This window comes from Nocardioides sp. TRM66260-LWL (assembly GCF_020075545.1).
Taxonomy (GTDB): Bacteria; Actinomycetota; Actinomycetes; order Propionibacteriales; family Nocardioidaceae; genus Nocardioides.
On the sequence record NZ_JAIQZK010000001.1, the window covers coordinates 317,225 to 333,028 of the forward strand.

Genomic DNA, 15,804 nt, shown 5'->3' on the forward strand with positions numbered 1-15,804 from the left:
CGGGTCATCTGCGACGCGGACCCCGCGACGGCGTCCGTCCGGCGACCTAGCCTGAGCGATCGAGGCGGGAGGGCCGCCGGACCTGAGGTGACGTCGAATGCTGGGAGTGAGGCGCCGCCCCGACGAGCGGGGCGCGGCCGCGGTGGAGTTCGCCCTCGTCGCACCGCTGCTCTTCCTGATCCTCTTCGGGATCATCAGCTACGGCTACATGCTCAGCTACCGGCAGTCCCTGAGCCAGGGCGCCGCGGAGGCCGCCCGCGCCGCCGCCGTGCTGCCGGCCTCGAGCACCTCGGCGCAGAAGGTGGCCGCCGCGGTCACCTCGCTCAACAACTCGCTGCAGAGCTACGGCGTCTCGTGCTCGATCAGCGGCGCCGCGACGTCCGGCAGCCTGCTGCGCGGCACGACGACGGTCGGCAGCTGCGCGGTCGGCGTCTACGACTGCTCGTCGGTGAGCTCCGCGACCCCCTCCCAGACCACCGCGGTGCCCGACTGCATCTCGGTCAACGTCAACCACCTCTACGCCGCCAACCCGCTCATCCCGTCGTTCCCCGGCGTCGGCGCGGTCCTGCCGCCCAAGCTCGGCTACACCGCGGTCGCGGGGGTGAGCTGATGCGGCGCCTGCAGGCCCTGCGGACGCTGCTGACGCTCCTGGTGCCGCTCGTGCGTCCGACCCGCCGCGACGAGCGGGGCGCGATCATCCCGATCGTCGCGACGCTGCTGGTCGTCCTCGTCGGCTCGACCGCGTTCGCCGTCGACCTCGGGCGTCAGCGGGTCGCACGCAGCGACATGCAGGCCCTGGCCGACGTCGTCTCGCTCGACATCGCGCGGCTGCTGGCCGGTCAGACCTCCGCCGCCCTGCTCGGCGATGCCACCTTCAAGGCCGCGATCGTCTCCTCCGTCAGCCGCAACACCGCCACCATCGGCGACCCGCCGACGGTGAAGGTCGAGATCGGGCAGTACGCGGGCGGCGTCTTCACGCCGTCGGGCTCGGTGTCGTACACCGCCGGCGGCGCCACGGTCGGCTCGATCAGCATCACCACCGCCGAGGACATCCCCTCGGCGACGCGGGTCACGGCCGGCACGAGGCTCGCCTTCGCCTTCGCCCCCGGCACCGGCGCGGCGAACCGCTCGTCGGTGGCCGTCACCGACTCCTCGGCCTGCTTCCAGATCGGCACCTACGCGGCGGCGGTCCGCTCCGGCAGCTCGACCCTGCTGAACCCGCTGCTCAGCGCGATCAACTCCAACCTCAACCTGACGGCCGCGGGCTATTCGGGCCTGGCCTCGACGGCGATCGACCTCAGCGACCTCGCCGTCGCGCTCGGCGTCGGCACCGTCGACCAGCTCGCCACGACGACCGTCTCCTACCGCTCGTTCTACCTGGCCCTCGCCCAGGTGCTGACGAAGAACGGCCAGACCGCGAACGTCACGCTGCTCAACACGCTCGCCGCGTCGGTCTCCTCGACCGCCACCTTCGCGATCGGCAGCCTCCTGGCGCTCGGCACCGGCTCGAACGCCGCCGTCAGCGCGTCCACGAACCTGCTCGACCTCGTGGCGGGCTCGGCGTTCCTGATCAACGGCTCGAACCTGGTGAGCCTGCCGGTGTCGACGTCGCTGCCCGGACTGGCGACCGCGACCGCGCAGGTCAAGGTCATCCAGAACATCATGAAGTACTGCGGACGCATCGGCGCCCAGGAGACCACCGCGACCCCGCCCGGCACCTCGCAGGCGTCGGTGACGCTGAGCTCGAATCTCGCGGGCTCGACCATCACGATCCCGCTCGTGGGCACGGTCTCGGCGGGCTCGCCGTCGGGGCGGCCCGTGCAGATCGCGGTCAACCTCGCCCCGACCTCCGCGACCCTCACCTCGGTGCGCTGCCTCAGCGGCTCCTCGACCGCGCAGGGCCTGACCCTGGCGATGGACAACGGCCTGCTCACCTCGTCGATCTCGGTGCCGCTGCGGGTCCAGGGCTCCGTGAGCCTGGCCGGGCTGGTCGGCCTGGTCAGCGTCGACATCACCACGAACGTCACCGTGTCGACGCAGGTGAGCCCGACCTCGACCACCTTCACGATCACGATCCCGCCGCAGGCCTTCGACACCGTCTACTCCACCGGCACGGGCGACCTCACCCTCGGGAGCACGACGGCCAAGGTCGGCACCGCCGTCACGGCGACGCTGCTCGGGCTGCCGATCACGCTGTCGACGGCCCAGCTCGACAGCATCCTGAACCCGGTGATCTCCTCGGTCGTCTCGCCACTCATCACCGGGGTGAACTCGGCGCTCGTGGCGCCGCTGACCAACCTGCTCGGCGTGCGGGTGGGCGGAGCGGACGTCATCGTCGACTCCACGCCGCCGCTCTCCTGCTCCACCCCGATCCTGCGGCAGTGAGGGTCGGACGTCGGCGGCCCCGAGCCACCCGGCGTCCACAGGCGTGCCGCTGACGGCGTCCTCCCCAGATCGCCCGTCACCCCTGGGACGCGGCGGGCGCCCGCACGAGGCTGAGGGCTCCGAAGGAGGCCTGCCATGCCACGTCCCGTCCCCGCGACCCCGTCCGAGCCCGCGCCGCGAGCCGTCCGCCCCGTCCCCGACCTGCGTCGCGTCGCGCTCGGCCGCCACGGCGAGGCCCTCGCCCGACGCCATCTGGAGCAGGCCGGGCTGGTGGTGCTCGACGCGAACTGGCGCGGTCCGTCCGGCGAGCTCGACCTGGTCGCCCGCGAGGGCGACGTGCTCGTCGTCGTCGAGGTGAAGACCCGCGCCACCGTGCTCCGCGGCACCCCGCACGAGGCGGTCACCCCGGCGAAGCTGGCCCGGCTGCTCCGGCTGGCCGAGGAGTGGCAGCAGGCCCACGGCGTCCGGGCGCCCGAGGTGCGCGTCGACCTCGTCGCCGTCCTGCGGCCGCGGCGCGGGCCCTCCGTGCTCGAGCACGTGCGGGGGCTGGTCTGATGCCCGTCGCCCGCTCCCGCTGCGTCGTCCTCGACGGCGCGGTCGGCCACCTCATCGACGTGCAGGCCGACGTCTCGCCCGGGCAGGTCGGCTTCACCCTGGTCGGCCGCGCCGACACCGCCCTGCAGGAGGCCCGCGACCGCTGCCGGATGGCGGTCCTCAACTCCGATCTGGCCTGGCCGTCCACCAAGCGGGTCACGGTGCTGCTGGCCCCGGCCGACCTGCCCAAGCGCGGCAGCCACCTCGATCTCGCCATCGCCATCGCGGTGCTGGCCGCCGACGGAGCCCTCGACCCCGAGGTGCTCGACGGCGTCGTCCTCATCGGCGAGCTCACGCTCGACGGCGGGCTGCGTCCTGCCGTCGGGGTGCTGCCGATGGTGCTGGCCGCCGTGGGCCGCGGCGCCCACACGGTGATCGTGCCCGAGCCCCAGACCGAGGAGGCCTCGCTGGTGCCGGGGGTCGCCGTGATCGGTGCCCGGTCCCTGGGCCAGGTCGTCGCGCTGCTCAGCGGCGAGGCGGTGCCCACGGCCGCGCCGGTGGCCGACCGCTCGGCCACCGGGGTGCTGAGCTGGCGCGGCAGCGGGCGCGTCGAGGAGGTCGACCTCGTCGATCTCGCGGGCATGGCCGATGCGCGCTACGCCGCCGAGGTCGCCGCCGCCGGTGGCCACCACCTGCTGCTGATGGGGCCGAAGGGCGCGGGCAAGACCAGCCTGGCGGAGCGGATCCCGACGATCCTGCCCGACCTCGACCCCGAGGAGAGCCTCGAGGCCACGACGCTGCGCTCGCTGGTCGGGGCGCTCGACGCCACGACCGGCCTGGTCCGGCGTCCGCCCTATGCGGCGCCGCACCACGACGCGTCCAAGGCCGCGATCGTCGGAGGCGGCTCCGGCCAGGTGACCCCGGGGGAGCTCAGCCGTGCGCACACCGGCGTCCTGTTCCTCGACGAGTTCCCCCTGTTCCGGCTCGACGTCCTGGAGGCCCTGCGGCAGCCGCTGGAGAGCGGCGACATCACGATCGCGCGACGCGACGAGATGGTCACGCTCCCGGCCCGCACGCTGCTGGTGCTCGCGGCGAACCCGTGCCCGTGCGGCGAGTACCGCGTCGCGGCCGGGCAGAACCGCTGCACCTGCCGCGAGTCGGTGCGCCGCTCGTACCGCTCGCGCCTGTCGGGGCCGCTGCTGGACCGCGTCGACATCACCCGTCACGTCGAGGGCCTGCGCCCGCACGAGCGCAACGACCCGCTGGCGCGGCCCGAGCCCTCGTCCGTCGTCCGCGCCCGGGTCACCGCCGCTCGGGAGCGTCAGGGCCGTCGCTACGCCGGGTGCGGGTGGCGGCTCAACGGCCACGTGCCGGGACCCCTGCTGCGCGAGGAGTGGCCGCTGACGCCCACGGCGGCCACGGCGCTGGACGCCTGGGTCTACGACGGCCGCCTCACCGGCCGCGGCGCGGTGCGCGTGCACCGCCTGGCATGGACGGTCGCCGACCTCGCCGCGGTCTCGGCGGGCCACGATCCCCAGGAGGCCACCGCGCCACCCGGACCGGACGAGCTCGACGTCGCGCTGCGGCTGCGCGCCGGCTCCCCGCTGCTCGTCGCCACGCTCGCGGAGCGTGCCGGATGAGCGCGGAGGCCGAGCGGCTGGCGCGGGTCGCGCTGAGCCGGCTCGTCGAGCCCGGGCATCTGCCGACCGCCCGCCTGGTCGCCGAGCTCGGCGCCGTCGAGGTCTACGACGCCCTCCTGACCCGCACCCGCCTCCCGCAGCTGCACGACCTCGGGCCCCGGCTGGCCGAGGTCGAGCCCCGCCGCGATCTCGAGCAGGCCCATCGCCTCGGCATCCGCTTCGTCATGCCCGGCGACGACGAGTGGCCCAGCGGGCTCGACGACCTCGCGCTGGCCGAGCCGCTCCACGGCCGGGGCGGCGTGCCGCTGGGCCTGTGGGTGCGAGGGCCGGGGCGGCTGGACGCGTGGTCGCGCTCGCTGGCGATCGTCGGCGCCCGCTCGGCCACGACCTACGGGGTGCAGGTCGCCGGCGACCTCGCCGCGGGGCTGGCTCGCGAGGGCCGCGGCGTCGTGTCGGGCGCGGCGTTCGGCATCGACCTCGCCGCCCACCGCGGCGCGCTGGGCGGCGGGGGAGCGACGCTGGCCGTGCTGGCCTGCGGCGTCGATCGCGTCTACCCCGAGGCGCACCGCGCCCTGCTCGAGCACCTCGCCGCGTCGCAGCTGGTCGTCTCCGAGGCGCCGGTCGGCGCCGCGCCCATGCGGGTCCGGTTCCTGGCCCGCAACCGGCTGATCGCGGCGCTGACCGCGGGCACCGTCGTGGTCGAGGCCGCCGTGCGCAGCGGCGCGCTGAACACCGCCAACTGGGCCGGACGGCTCAACCGCCTGCTCATGGGCGTCCCGGGGCCGGTGAGCAGCGCCGCCAGCCAGGGCGTCCACCAGCTGATCCGCGCGGGCGGCGCGCAGCTCGTCACCGACGTCGCGGACGTCCTCGAGCTGGTCGGCTCGGCCGGCGCGCACCTCCAGGCTCCCGCGCGCGGCGCCGACCGACCGCGCGATCTGGTCACCACGGCCCAGGCGCAGCTGCTCGACGCCGTGCCCATCCGGGGCAGCGACTCGGTCCTGGGGCTGGCCCGGGCGGCCGGTCTCGCCGAGGACACCGTCGTCGTGGAGCTGGAGCGGCTGGAGACCCTCGGCCTGCTCGAGCGTCGTGACGATCGCTGGCACCTCACGCCGGCCGCGCTGGTGTGAGCGCGTCGCCCACGGCGCGCGCGTCGCGGTTCCTAGACTCAGGCGGCATGGACGAGCCCACGGTCGCCGAGGCCTGGGCGGCCACGCTCGCGGACTACGAGCGCCACCTGCGACACGAGCGCGGGCTGTCCGAGCACACCGTGCGCGCCTACCTGGTCGATCTCGCCTCGCTCGCAGGCCATGCCGGCCGGCTCGGTCAGACCGACCCTGCCGAGCTCGACCTACGGACGCTGCGCAGCTGGCTGGCCCTGCAGCAGACCACCGGCCGGGCCCGCACCACGCTGGCCCGACGATCCAGCTCGGCGCGGGTGTTCACGGCCTGGCTCGCCCGCTCTGGACGCGCGAGCGTCGACGCGGGGGCCGCGCTCGCCCGCCCGAAGGCCCACCGCGAGCTGCCGGCGGTCCTGCGGCCCGACGAGGCGTCGGACCTCATCGCCGGCGCCATCGCCGCCGCGGCCGAGGACGACGGCCCCACCGGGCTCCGTGACGTCGCGGTGCTGGAGCTGCTTTACGCCACGGGCGTGCGCGTGGGCGAGCTGGTCGGCCTCGACGTCGACGACCTCGATCGGGAGCGCCGCCTCGCCCGGGTGATCGGCAAGGGCGACAAGGAGCGCACGGTGCCCTACGGCGCCCCGGCGGCCCGGGCGGTCGAGGCCTGGCTCGGCGTGGGCCGGCCGGCGCTGGCGCGCCCGGACTCGGGCCCCGCGCTGCTCCTCGGCGTCCGCGGGGCCCGGCTCGACCAGCGCGCCGTGCGCCGGCTCGTGCACCAGCGGATCGCCCAAGTGCCCGGCGCTCCCGACATCGGCCCGCACGGTCTGCGCCACTCCGCCGCGACGCATCTGCTCGAGGGCGGCGCGGACCTCCGGTCGGTGCAGGAGCTGCTCGGCCACGCCTCGCTCGCGACCACTCAGCTCTACACCCACGTCAGCACCGATCGGCTGCGGCGGGCGTACCGGCAGGCGCATCCCCGCGCCTGACGCCACGGGGGAGTCCGGGCGCCAGGGAGTCAGCGAGTCACGGGGCCGCAGGCACGACGCCGAACCCGAGACCCGGGGCCGACGCGGTCAGCGCCGAGCCGAGCACGTCCGTCGGGGTTGGCGTCGGAGTGGGCGCGGGAGCGGAGCGCGACGACCCGGTGAGCGCTCGGGTCGGGCGGCCGCCGTCCAGCGGCAGCAGCCGCACCGGACCTGCGCCGAGCAGCGTCAGCGGATCGAGGTAGGTCTCACCCCGCCGCCAGCCCCAGTGCAGGCAGGCTCGCGGGGCGCAGTGCGACGGAGCCGCCTCCAGCCGGCCGATGAGCGCGCCCTCGGGCACCGCGTCCCCGCGGGCGACGGCCGCGGCGACCGGCTCGTAGGTCGTGCGGGTGCCGTCGTCGTGCCCGACGACGAGCACCCCGCGCCCCGCGAGCGGACCGGCGAACAGCACGCGGCCCGCCCGCGCCGCGTGCACCGGGTCGCCGGTGCGGCCGAGCAGGTCGACGCCACGGTGCCCGGCGGCATACGGGTCGGGCGGTGCCTCGAACCGGCGGACGACCTCGCTCGGCGCCAGCGGCCAGGACGCCCCTCCGGCGGGCGCCGGCCCGTCGGCGCGCGCGGACGTCGGCGCGCAGGCGACCGTGCCGACCAGCGCCGCGGCGAGGAGGCGGACCGCCGGGGCGTCGAGCCGCGAGCGGACCCTCGTACGGGCCGGGGACCGGGACGTCGTGCGCGGAGCCATGCGGCGACCCTGCCCGGGCGAGGTCGGTGGACGGCAGGCCCCGGGGCGGATCGGTGGAGCGCGGCGTCGCCGCACCGGCTGTGGACGGCCGCCGGCCCGCGTCCGCCGCCCGCGTCAGCGATTGGGCTGCGGCCCGCGCGCTCCCGTAGGCTGGCGGGCGCGACCCGTCAGGGTCGACACCGCATGCCTGCCGACCACGCCGGCTCCCTCTCCGGGAGCCGATCGCCCGTGGGCGTCGGCCCTCGGTCCCGCACCAGCGGGTCGGGCCGCGCGCAGGCATCAGGGCCGTTCGGCACCCGTCGTCCGGCAGCAACTGAAAACCCACCACCGGCCCGACGCGCCGGTGCGTCCTGCCCGCGAGCGCGGGTGCGAAGGACGCGCACACGGCGCCGGGCCATCCCAGGAGAGAACACCCATGGCAGTCGTCACCATGCGCCAGCTCCTCGAGAGCGGCGTCCACTTCGGTCACCAGACGCGTCGCTGGAACCCGAAGATGAAGCGCTTCATCATGACCGAGCGCAACGGCATCTACATCATCGACCTGCAGCAGTCGCTGGCCTACATCGACCGCTCCTACGCGTTCATCAAGGAGACCGTCGCCAAGGGCGGCACCGTGATGTTCGTCGGCACCAAGAAGCAGGCGCAGGAGGCCATCGCCGAGCAGGCGACGCGCGTCGGCATGCCCTACGTCAACCAGCGCTGGCTCGGCGGCATGCTCACCAACTTCACGACCGTGCACCAGCGGATCAACCGCCTCAAGGAGCTCGACGACGTCGACTTCGACAACGTCGCCGGGTCGGGTCGCACCAAGAAGGAGCTCCTGCAGATGAAGCGGGAGCGCGACAAGCTCGAGAAGACCCTCGGCGGCATCCGCGAGATGAGCCGCACGCCCTCCGCGGTGTGGATCGTCGACACCAAGAAGGAGCACCTGGCGGTCGAGGAGGCCCGGAAGCTCCGGATCCCGATCATCGGCATCCTCGACACCAACTGCGACCCCGACGAGGTCGACTTCCCGATCCCGGGCAACGACGACGCCATCCGCGCCGTCGGCCTGCTGACCCGGGTCGTCGCCGACGCCGTCGCCGAGGGCCTCATCGCCCGCTCCGGCGCCAAGGCCGGTGCCGAGGCCCCCGAGGAGCCGCTGGCCGAGTGGGAGCGCGAGCTCCTCGCCGGCGACGCCGAGCAGGCCGCCGAGACCGCCACCTCCGCCGACGCGGCCCCGGCCGCCGAGGCCGCCACCGGCGCGTCCTCCGAGGGCGAGGCCGCCACGGCCGCCGCCGAGCAGGCCGGCGAGGCCCAGGCCGAGGCTCCGGCCGACGCCCCCGCCGAGGCCTGAGCACCCGACCCGTTCCGCACCGATCCGATAGGACCCCACATGGCCTACACCGCTGCCGACGTCAAGAAGCTCCGTGAGACGACGCAGGCCGGAATGATGGACTGCAAGAAGGCGCTCGACGAGTCCGACGGCGACTTCGACAAGGCGGTCGAGCTGCTCCGCGTCAAGGGCGCCGCGAAGGCGGCCGCCCGCGGCGCCGAGCGCGAGACCTCCGCCGGTCTCGTCGCCACCTCGGGCAACGCGATCGTCAGCCTGCTCGCCGAGACCGACTTCGTGGCCAAGAACGAGGCGTTCGTCGCGGCCGCGCAGCAGATCGCCGACGCCGCCGACGCCCACAAGGTCGGCGACGCCGAGGCCCTCAAGGCCGTCTCGCTCGGCGAGAAGACCGTCGGCGAGACCGTCCAGGAGCTCGCGATCACCATCGGCGAGAAGATCGAGCTGGGCCAGGTCGCCTACTTCGAGGGCACCACCGTGGCCTACCTGCACAAGAAGGCCACCGACCTGCCCCCGACCCTCGGCGTCCTGGTGGAGTACACCGGCGACGAGGCCGCGGCCCGCCAGGCCGCGCAGCAGGCCGCCGCCCTCAAGGCGCAGTTCCTCACCAGCGACCAGGTCCCGGCCGAGGTCGTCGAGGCCGAGCGCGACGTGCTCACCAAGAAGACCCTCGAGGAGGGCAAGCCGGAGGCGGCGGTCGCGAAGATCGTCGAGGGCCGGATCAACGCCTTCTTCAAGGAGATCGTCCTGCTCGACCAGGAGTCGGTCTTCGAGGCGAAGAAGTCGGTCAAGCAGGTCCTCGACGCCGCGGGCACGAGCGTCACCCGCTTCGCCCGCTTCGAGGTCGGCGCCTGACCCGAGGTCGCACCCGCAGCACCGTGCCGAGCCGGCCGTCCCCAGGGGGCGGCCGGCTCGTCCGCGTCCGGGCCCGTGTCGTCGGGGGCGAGGGCCGGGGCGAGGTCCGCGTGCCGACCGTGGCTGAGCGGGCGATAGGGTCGCTGCGACGCGAGGGTCGGACGAGGGGACGGGACGAGTGACCGGATATCAGCGTGTGCTGCTCAAGCTGTCGGGTGAGGTGTTCGGCGGCGGCAACGTCGGCGTCGATCCCGACGTCGTGCAGAAGATCGCCGCCGAGATCGCCGGGGTGGCCCGCACGGGCACGCAGATCGCGGTCGTCACCGGCGGTGGCAACTTCTTCCGCGGCGCCGAGCTGCAGCAGCGCGGCATGGACCGCGTGCGCGCCGACTACATGGGCATGCTCGGCATCGTCATGAACTGCCTGGCGCTGCAGGACTTCCTCGAGAAGATGGGCGTCGAGACCCGCGTCCAGACCGCCATCACCATGGGCCAGGTCGCCGAGCCGTACATCCCGCGTCGGGCGATCCGGCACATGGAGAAGGGCCGCGTCGTCATCTTCGGCGCCGGCATGGGCATGCCGTTCTTCTCCACCGACACCGTCGCGGTGCAGCGAGCCCTGGAGAGCCGCTGCGAGGTCGTGCTCGTGGCCAAGAGCGGCGTCGACGGCGTCTACTCCGCCGACCCGCGCAAGGACCCCACGGCCACCAAGTACGACGACCTCACCTACGACCGCGCCATCGCCGAGGGCCTGGCGATCATGGACCAGACCGCCTTCACCCTGTGCAGCGAGAACCGCCTGCCGATGATCGTCTTCGGCATGGACGTCGAGGGCAGCATCCTCGCCGCGGTGCAGGGTGAGAGGATCGGGACGCTGGTCCACCCGTGACCGGCACTCCGGCACGCAGCACCACCCGCACCCGGCACCGACGCCACCGACTCAGGAGCATCCGTTGATCAACGACATCCTCAGCGAGACCGACGCCAAGATGAGCAAGTCGGTGGAGGCCACCCGCGAGGAGTTCGCGGCGATCCGCGCCGGCCGGGCCCACCCGAGCATGTTCAACAAGATCGTCGTCGACTACTACGGCTCGCCGACCCCGCTGCAGCAGCTCGCGTCCTTCACCGCCCCCGAGGCCCGGATCATCCTGATCCAGCCCTTCGACGTCGGTGCCATGGGCAACATCGAGCGCGCGATCCGCGACTCCGACCTCGGCATCAACCCCGCCAACGACGGCAAGGTGCTGCGCTGTGTGTTCCCCGAGCTCACCGAGGAGCGCCGCAAGGAGTTCATCAAGGTCGCGAAGGGCAAGGCCGAGGATGGCCGCGTCGCCGTCCGCAACCTGCGCCGCAGCGGCAAGCAGGGCCTGGAGAAGCTCGAGAAGGACGGCGAGGTCGGCCAGGACGACGTCACCGGCGCCGAGAAGCGGCTCGACGCGATGACCAAGAAGCACACCGACGCGATCGACGAGATGCTCAAGAGCAAGGAGGCGGAGCTGCTCGAGGTCTGACCGCCTCGACCACCTCCCCTCCCGATGACCGGGCAGACCACGGCGCCGCCGCAGAAGGACCACGGCCGGGCCGGACGCGACCTGCGGGCCGCGTTCGCGTCCGCTGCCGTCCTGCTGGTGTCGATCGCGGCGTCGCTGCTGTTCGCCAAGGCGCTGTTCATGCTGATCGTCGCCGCGGCGGTCGTCGGCGCGGTCTGGGAGCTGCACAAGGGCTTCTCGGCGAAGGGCATCGACCTGCCCGAGCAGCCGCTCATGGTCGGCGGCGTCGTCATGACGCTGGTGGCCTACCTGTGGGGTCCGCCGGCGCTGGTGACGGCGACGGCGGTCACCGCGCTGGCGATCATGCTGTGGCTGCTGCGCCGCGGCATCGACGGCTACGTCATGAACGCCACCGCCTCGGTGTTCACGCTGGTCTACGTGCCGTTCCTGGGCTCGTTCGTCGCCCTGATGCTCTCCGAGGGCGGCCGCACCGGCGGCGGCCTGCGCGACGACGGCGTCGCCGGCATCATCGCGTTCATCCTGGTCACGATCGCCTCCGACATCGGCGGCTACGTCGCGGGCGTGCTGTTCGGACGCCACCCGATGGCCCCGGTCATCTCGCCGAAGAAGTCCTGGGAGGGCTTCGCCGGCTCCGTCCTCGCCACCGTCGGCGCGGGCGTCGCGCTGGTCGTGTGGCTGCTCGACGGCGACTGGTGGGTGGGCGTGGCTCTCGGGCTCATCGCCGTGGTCATGGCGACGCTCGGCGACCTGTGCGAGTCGGTGATCAAGCGCGACCTCGGCATCAAGGACATGAGCCAGATCGTCCCGGGGCACGGTGGGCTGATGGACCGCCTCGACTCCCTGCTCGCGACGATCGCCCCGATCTGGCTCCTGCTGCACTATGCCGTCTTCTGAGCCGGCTCCCGACGCGCAGCCCGCGCGCCGCCAGTACGCTCAGGGGGTGGAGAGCGACCAGACCCGGGTGATGCCGGCCGTCCCGGGCGACGGCGGCCCGCGGGTCGGCACCCGCCGTCGTCAGGCGCGCTGGTGGCACCGCGACCACCCCGTCTTCACGCCCCTGGCCGGCTTCTTCGGCGGCATGCTCTTCGTCATCGTCGTGCCGAGCCTCTACGCCGCGATCCTCTCGGCCCTCGTCAGCCAGGACGCCGTCACCTCGCTCTTCGCGTTCGTGCTGCTCGCCCTGGTCGTGCCGATCGGTCTGATCGCCGCCCCGAGCACCCGTCGGCTGGGTCGCTACCTCGCGCTGGGCATGGTCTCGACGCTGCTCGTCGTCGGCGTCGTCGCCGCCGGCGTCCTGTGGTTCCTGGTGAACCGCCAGACCTGACGCCCGCGCGGATGCTGCCCGCCGGCGCGGCCGGTGGGAGACTGGTCGCGATGTCCGACGCACCCAAGCCCCTGCCCCTGGTCTTCGACCCGCCGAAGGGACGCGGCAAGCCGCCCGCCCACCTGGCCGATCTCGACCCGGCCGGACGCAAGGCGCTGCTCGAGGAGAACGGGCTCCCCGGCTTCCGGGCCCGACAGCTCTCGACGCACTACTTCGCGCGGCTGGCCGACGACCCCGAGCAGATGACCGACCTGCCGGCCGCCCAGCGTGCCGATCTCGTCTCGACCCTGCTGCCCGAGCTGATGACGCCCCTGCGCACGCTCGAGGCCGACAAGGGCACCACCCGCAAGACGCTGTGGCGGCTCTTCGACGGCTCGCTGGTCGAGTCGGTGCTGATGCGCTACCCCGACCGCGCCACGATCTGCGTCTCCAGCCAGGCCGGGTGCGGCATGGCCTGCCCGTTCTGCGCCACCGGCCAGGGCGGCCTGCAGCGCAACATGAGCACCGCCGAGATCGTCGAGCAGGTCGTCGCCGGAGCCCGCTCGCTGGCCCGCGGCGAGGTCCCGGGCGGGCCCGGCCGCGTCTCCAACGTCGTGTTCATGGGCATGGGCGAGCCGCTGGCCAACTACTCCGCCGTCATCGGCGCCGTGCGTCGGCTCACCGACCCCACGCCCGACGGCCTGGGCATGTCGGCCCGCGGCATCACGGTCTCGACGGTCGGCCTCGTCCCGCGCATCCGCCAGCTCGCCGAGGAGGGCGTCCCGGTCACCCTCGCGCTGAGCCTGCACGCGCCGGACGACGAGCTGCGCAACGAGCTCGTGCCGATCAACACCCGCTTCTCGGTCGCCGAGACCGTCGAGGCCGCCTGGGACTACGCCCGCCTGACCAAGCGCCGCGTCTCCATCGAGTACGCCATGATGCGCGGCATCAACGACCACGCCTGGCGCGCCGACCTGCTCGGCGACGTCCTGCGGTCCTACGGCGACTGGGGCTGGGTGCACGTCAACCTGATCCCGCTCAACCCGACGCCGGGCAGCAAGTGGACGGCGTCCGACCCCGCCGACGAGCGCGAGTTCGTCCGACGGCTCGAGGCCAAGGGCATCCCGACGACCGTCCGCGACACCCGCGGCCGCGAGATCGACGGCGCCTGCGGCCAGCTGGCTGCGTCGGAGTAGTCGCCGACGGTCACTCCCGGAGGGACGTGCGCCCGGACGTCGACCGGGCCGGGGATCCGGTCCATCCCGGTGATCACGGCGGCGGCCTGGGCGCGCCGGTCTACCGTCGCCGCGTGACCCTCGATGCCGCCCGCGTCCACGCCGCCGCGGCGGCCTGGACCCACGTGCCCGACGACGCCGTCGAGGTCGCGACGCCGGAGTACCGGCTGGTCTCCCACCCGGCGTGGAGCGGCGCCGGCGTGCAGCTGGTCTGGCTGGGTCCGCTGCGCCGCACCGTGCGGCAGGTGATCGACGAGGTGCGCGAGATCGCCCTCGGCTGGGGCGTCGCGGAGATGACCTGGTGGGCCAGGTCGGGACATCCGGCGGAGTTCGAGCGCGACGTCCTGCTGCGCGGGGGAGCGGCCGTCGACCGGGTGCGGGTGCTGGCGGCCGACCCGCTCGACGCCCTGCGGGCCCTGCTCGCCGCCGGGGTGCCGGACGACGTCGAGGTGCGCACCGTCGACTCCCGCGCCGAGCTGCGCGCGGCCACCGACGTCGGCGCCGAGGCGTTCGGCACCGAGCCGCTGGACGAGGACGAGCTCACCGACGCCCTGCGCGCGGACGCCGAGATGCCCGAGGCGTCCTGGTTCCTGGCCCGGCGGCGCGGCGTCGCGGTCGGCTCCGCCGGCGCCACCCGCGACGGCGCGGTCGTGCGGCTGTGGGGCGCGGCCGTGCGTCCGGACGCCCGGGGCGCCGGCGTCCACCGGGCCCTGCTGGCGCACCGGCTCGCCGAGGCGACCTCCGTCGGCCTCGACCTCGCGCTGATCCGCACCCGCAGCGACGACGTCCGGGCCGCGGACCGTGCCGGGTTCGTCGAGCACGGCGTCGAGACCGCCTACCGGCTGCCGCTGCGATGAGGTGAGCGCGACGCCGGGCAGGGCGGGCATGACGGGCGTCACGCCCGCGACCGCGCCGTCGCCACGCGACATTCACATGCCGGCCACCTGAGGCTCCGGGCTCGTTGCCGAGCCGCTCCTAGCGTGACGGCACGTGAACCTGCACTCGCTGCCGCGCACCGGCGACCGCCTCCGGGTCCTCGTCGTCGCCGAGTCCTTCCTGCCCCAGGTCAACGGCGTCACCAACTCGGTGCGTCGCGTCCTCGACCACCTGGCCGCCGAGGGTCACGAGGCGCTGCTGGTGGCGCCGACCGGCCCGGAGACCTACGCGGGCTTCCGGGTCGTCCGGGCCCGGGGCGCGAACCTGCCGTTCTACAAGGACTTCCGCATCGGCCTGGAGACCCGCCGGCGCCTGCGCGCGACGATGATCGGGTTCGCCCCCGACGTCGTCCACGTCGCCTCGCCCGCCACCCTCGGCCACCAGGCCGTGCGGGCCGCCGAGGAGCTCGGCATCCCCACCGTCGCGATCTACCAGACCGACCTCGTCGGCTTCGCCGAGCGCTACGACATCCCCGGCGGCGTCCGGGCCATGGCGGCGCTGACCCGCCGCATCCACGCCCGCTGCGACCGCACGCTGGCTCCCTCGACGGCGAGCCTGCGCCAGCTCGAGGGGCTCGGCATCGACAACGTCGCGCTGTGGCCCCGTGGCGTCGACCTCGCCGGCTTCCACCCCGAGCGTCGCGACGACGACCTGCGTGCCGAGCTGCTCGGCGCGGACGGCCTGCGGGACGGCCGGCTGCTCGTCGGCTACGTCGGGCGCCTGGCCCCCGAGAAGGAGCTCGAGCTCCTGGCGTCGATCGACCGCGACCCGCGCTACCGGCTCGTGCTCGTCGGCGGCGGCCCGGAGGCGGAGCGACTGCGCACGGTGCTGCCGGACGCCGCGTTCCTCGGCGTGCTGCACGGCGAGGAGCTGGGCGCCGCGTACGCCTCGCTCGACGTGTTCGTCCACACCGGCCGGCACGAGACCTACTGCCAGTCGGCCCAGGAGGCGCTCGCCTCGGGCGTCCCGGTCGTCGCCCCGCGCGCCGGCGGACCGATCGACGTGGTCGCCGACCGCGTCGCCGGCCTCCTGTACGCGCCCGGCGACGCCGACGAGCTGGCGGCCCACGTCGACCGGCTGACCCGCGATCCGCTCCTGCGTCGTCGCATGGGCCTGGCCGCCCGGCGCAGCGTCGAGCAGCGCTCGTGGCACGCCGTCACCACCGCGCTGGTCGAGCACTACCGCGACGTCGCCGGTCCGGACGTCGCCGCGGTGCAGGCGGCCGGCTGATC

16 protein-coding genes are annotated in these 15,804 nt (G+C 74.3%); 15 read left to right on the plus strand and 1 reads right to left on the minus strand.

Annotated elements, in window-relative coordinates; all coding sequences use genetic code 11:
* Window positions 1-106 precede the first annotated feature (106 nt).
* From K8Z61_RS01580 to K8Z61_RS01605, 6 genes are all read left to right on the plus strand, one after another.
* Window positions 107-610: a TadE/TadG family type IV pilus assembly protein gene (locus tag K8Z61_RS01580; protein ID WP_224126313.1), complete on the plus strand. Its 504-nt coding sequence runs from the start codon at window positions 107-109 to the stop codon at window positions 608-610.
* On the plus strand, window positions 610-2,385 hold the full coding sequence (locus tag K8Z61_RS01585) for a pilus assembly protein TadG-related protein (RefSeq protein WP_224126314.1): 1,776 nt from the start codon (window positions 610-612) through the stop codon (window positions 2,383-2,385). Before K8Z61_RS01580 ends, K8Z61_RS01585 begins: the two co-directional genes overlap by 1 nt.
* A gap of 135 nt (window positions 2,386-2,520) precedes the next feature.
* The gene (locus K8Z61_RS01590) at window positions 2,521-2,940 is read left to right on the plus strand and encodes a YraN family protein (RefSeq protein WP_224126315.1); all 420 of its coding nucleotides are present in this window, start codon (window positions 2,521-2,523) and stop codon (window positions 2,938-2,940) included.
* Complete coding sequence (locus K8Z61_RS01595; RefSeq protein WP_224126316.1) at window positions 2,940-4,559, plus strand: YifB family Mg chelatase-like AAA ATPase; 1,620 nt, start codon at window positions 2,940-2,942, stop codon at window positions 4,557-4,559. The genes K8Z61_RS01590 and K8Z61_RS01595 overlap by 1 nt, the downstream gene beginning before the upstream one ends.
* The gene (gene dprA / locus K8Z61_RS01600; protein WP_224126317.1) at window positions 4,556-5,686 is read left to right on the plus strand and encodes a DNA-processing protein DprA; all 1,131 of its coding nucleotides are present in this window, start codon (window positions 4,556-4,558) and stop codon (window positions 5,684-5,686) included. Before K8Z61_RS01595 ends, dprA begins: the two co-directional genes overlap by 4 nt.
* Window positions 5,687-5,733: 47 nt before the next feature.
* Window positions 5,734-6,663, plus strand: a complete 930-nt coding sequence (locus tag K8Z61_RS01605) for a tyrosine recombinase XerC (RefSeq protein WP_224126318.1) — start codon at window positions 5,734-5,736, stop codon at window positions 6,661-6,663.
* A 37-nt stretch (window positions 6,664-6,700) separates the two neighbouring features.
* Here the strand turns inward: K8Z61_RS01605 and K8Z61_RS01610 are convergent, their stop codons facing one another.
* Window positions 6,701-7,402, minus strand: a complete 702-nt coding sequence (locus K8Z61_RS01610; protein WP_224126319.1) for a murein hydrolase activator EnvC — start codon at window positions 7,400-7,402, stop codon at window positions 6,701-6,703.
* Window positions 7,403-7,817: 415 nt separating this feature from the next.
* Here K8Z61_RS01610 and rpsB point away from each other — a divergent pair, with 415 nt between their 5' ends.
* The 9 genes from rpsB (at window position 7,818) to K8Z61_RS01655 (ending at window position 15,802) form a co-directional block, all read left to right on the plus strand.
* On the plus strand, window positions 7,818-8,738 hold the full coding sequence (rpsB, locus tag K8Z61_RS01615; protein ID WP_224126320.1) for a 30S ribosomal protein S2: 921 nt from the start codon (window positions 7,818-7,820) through the stop codon (window positions 8,736-8,738).
* 39 nt (window positions 8,739-8,777) lie between these two features.
* Window positions 8,778-9,587 carry a translation elongation factor Ts gene (gene tsf / locus K8Z61_RS01620; RefSeq protein WP_224126321.1) on the plus strand — a complete coding sequence of 270 codons (810 nt, stop codon included), beginning with the start codon at window positions 8,778-8,780 and terminating at the stop codon, window positions 9,585-9,587.
* 178 nt (window positions 9,588-9,765) lie between these two features.
* Window positions 9,766-10,476, plus strand: a complete 711-nt coding sequence (gene pyrH, locus K8Z61_RS01625) for a UMP kinase (protein WP_224126322.1) — start codon at window positions 9,766-9,768, stop codon at window positions 10,474-10,476.
* Between the two features lie 67 nt (window positions 10,477-10,543).
* Complete coding sequence (gene frr / locus K8Z61_RS01630) at window positions 10,544-11,098, plus strand: ribosome recycling factor (protein ID WP_224127568.1); 555 nt, start codon at window positions 10,544-10,546, stop codon at window positions 11,096-11,098.
* 24 nt (window positions 11,099-11,122) lie between these two features.
* Window positions 11,123-11,992 carry a phosphatidate cytidylyltransferase gene (locus K8Z61_RS01635; RefSeq protein ID WP_224126323.1) on the plus strand — a complete coding sequence of 290 codons (870 nt, stop codon included), beginning with the start codon at window positions 11,123-11,125 and terminating at the stop codon, window positions 11,990-11,992.
* 46 nt (window positions 11,993-12,038) lie between these two features.
* Complete coding sequence (locus K8Z61_RS01640; protein WP_224126324.1) at window positions 12,039-12,422, plus strand: hypothetical protein; 384 nt, start codon at window positions 12,039-12,041, stop codon at window positions 12,420-12,422.
* Window positions 12,423-12,472: 50 nt separating this feature from the next.
* The gene (rlmN, locus tag K8Z61_RS01645; protein ID WP_224126325.1) at window positions 12,473-13,597 is read left to right on the plus strand and encodes a 23S rRNA (adenine(2503)-C(2))-methyltransferase RlmN; all 1,125 of its coding nucleotides are present in this window, start codon (window positions 12,473-12,475) and stop codon (window positions 13,595-13,597) included.
* Window positions 13,598-13,710: 113 nt separating this feature from the next.
* Window positions 13,711-14,493, plus strand: a complete 783-nt coding sequence (locus tag K8Z61_RS01650; RefSeq protein ID WP_224126326.1) for a GNAT family N-acetyltransferase — start codon at window positions 13,711-13,713, stop codon at window positions 14,491-14,493.
* Between the two features lie 133 nt (window positions 14,494-14,626).
* Complete coding sequence (locus tag K8Z61_RS01655; RefSeq protein ID WP_224126327.1) at window positions 14,627-15,802, plus strand: glycosyltransferase family 1 protein; 1,176 nt, start codon at window positions 14,627-14,629, stop codon at window positions 15,800-15,802.
* Window positions 15,803-15,804 lie beyond the last annotated feature (2 nt).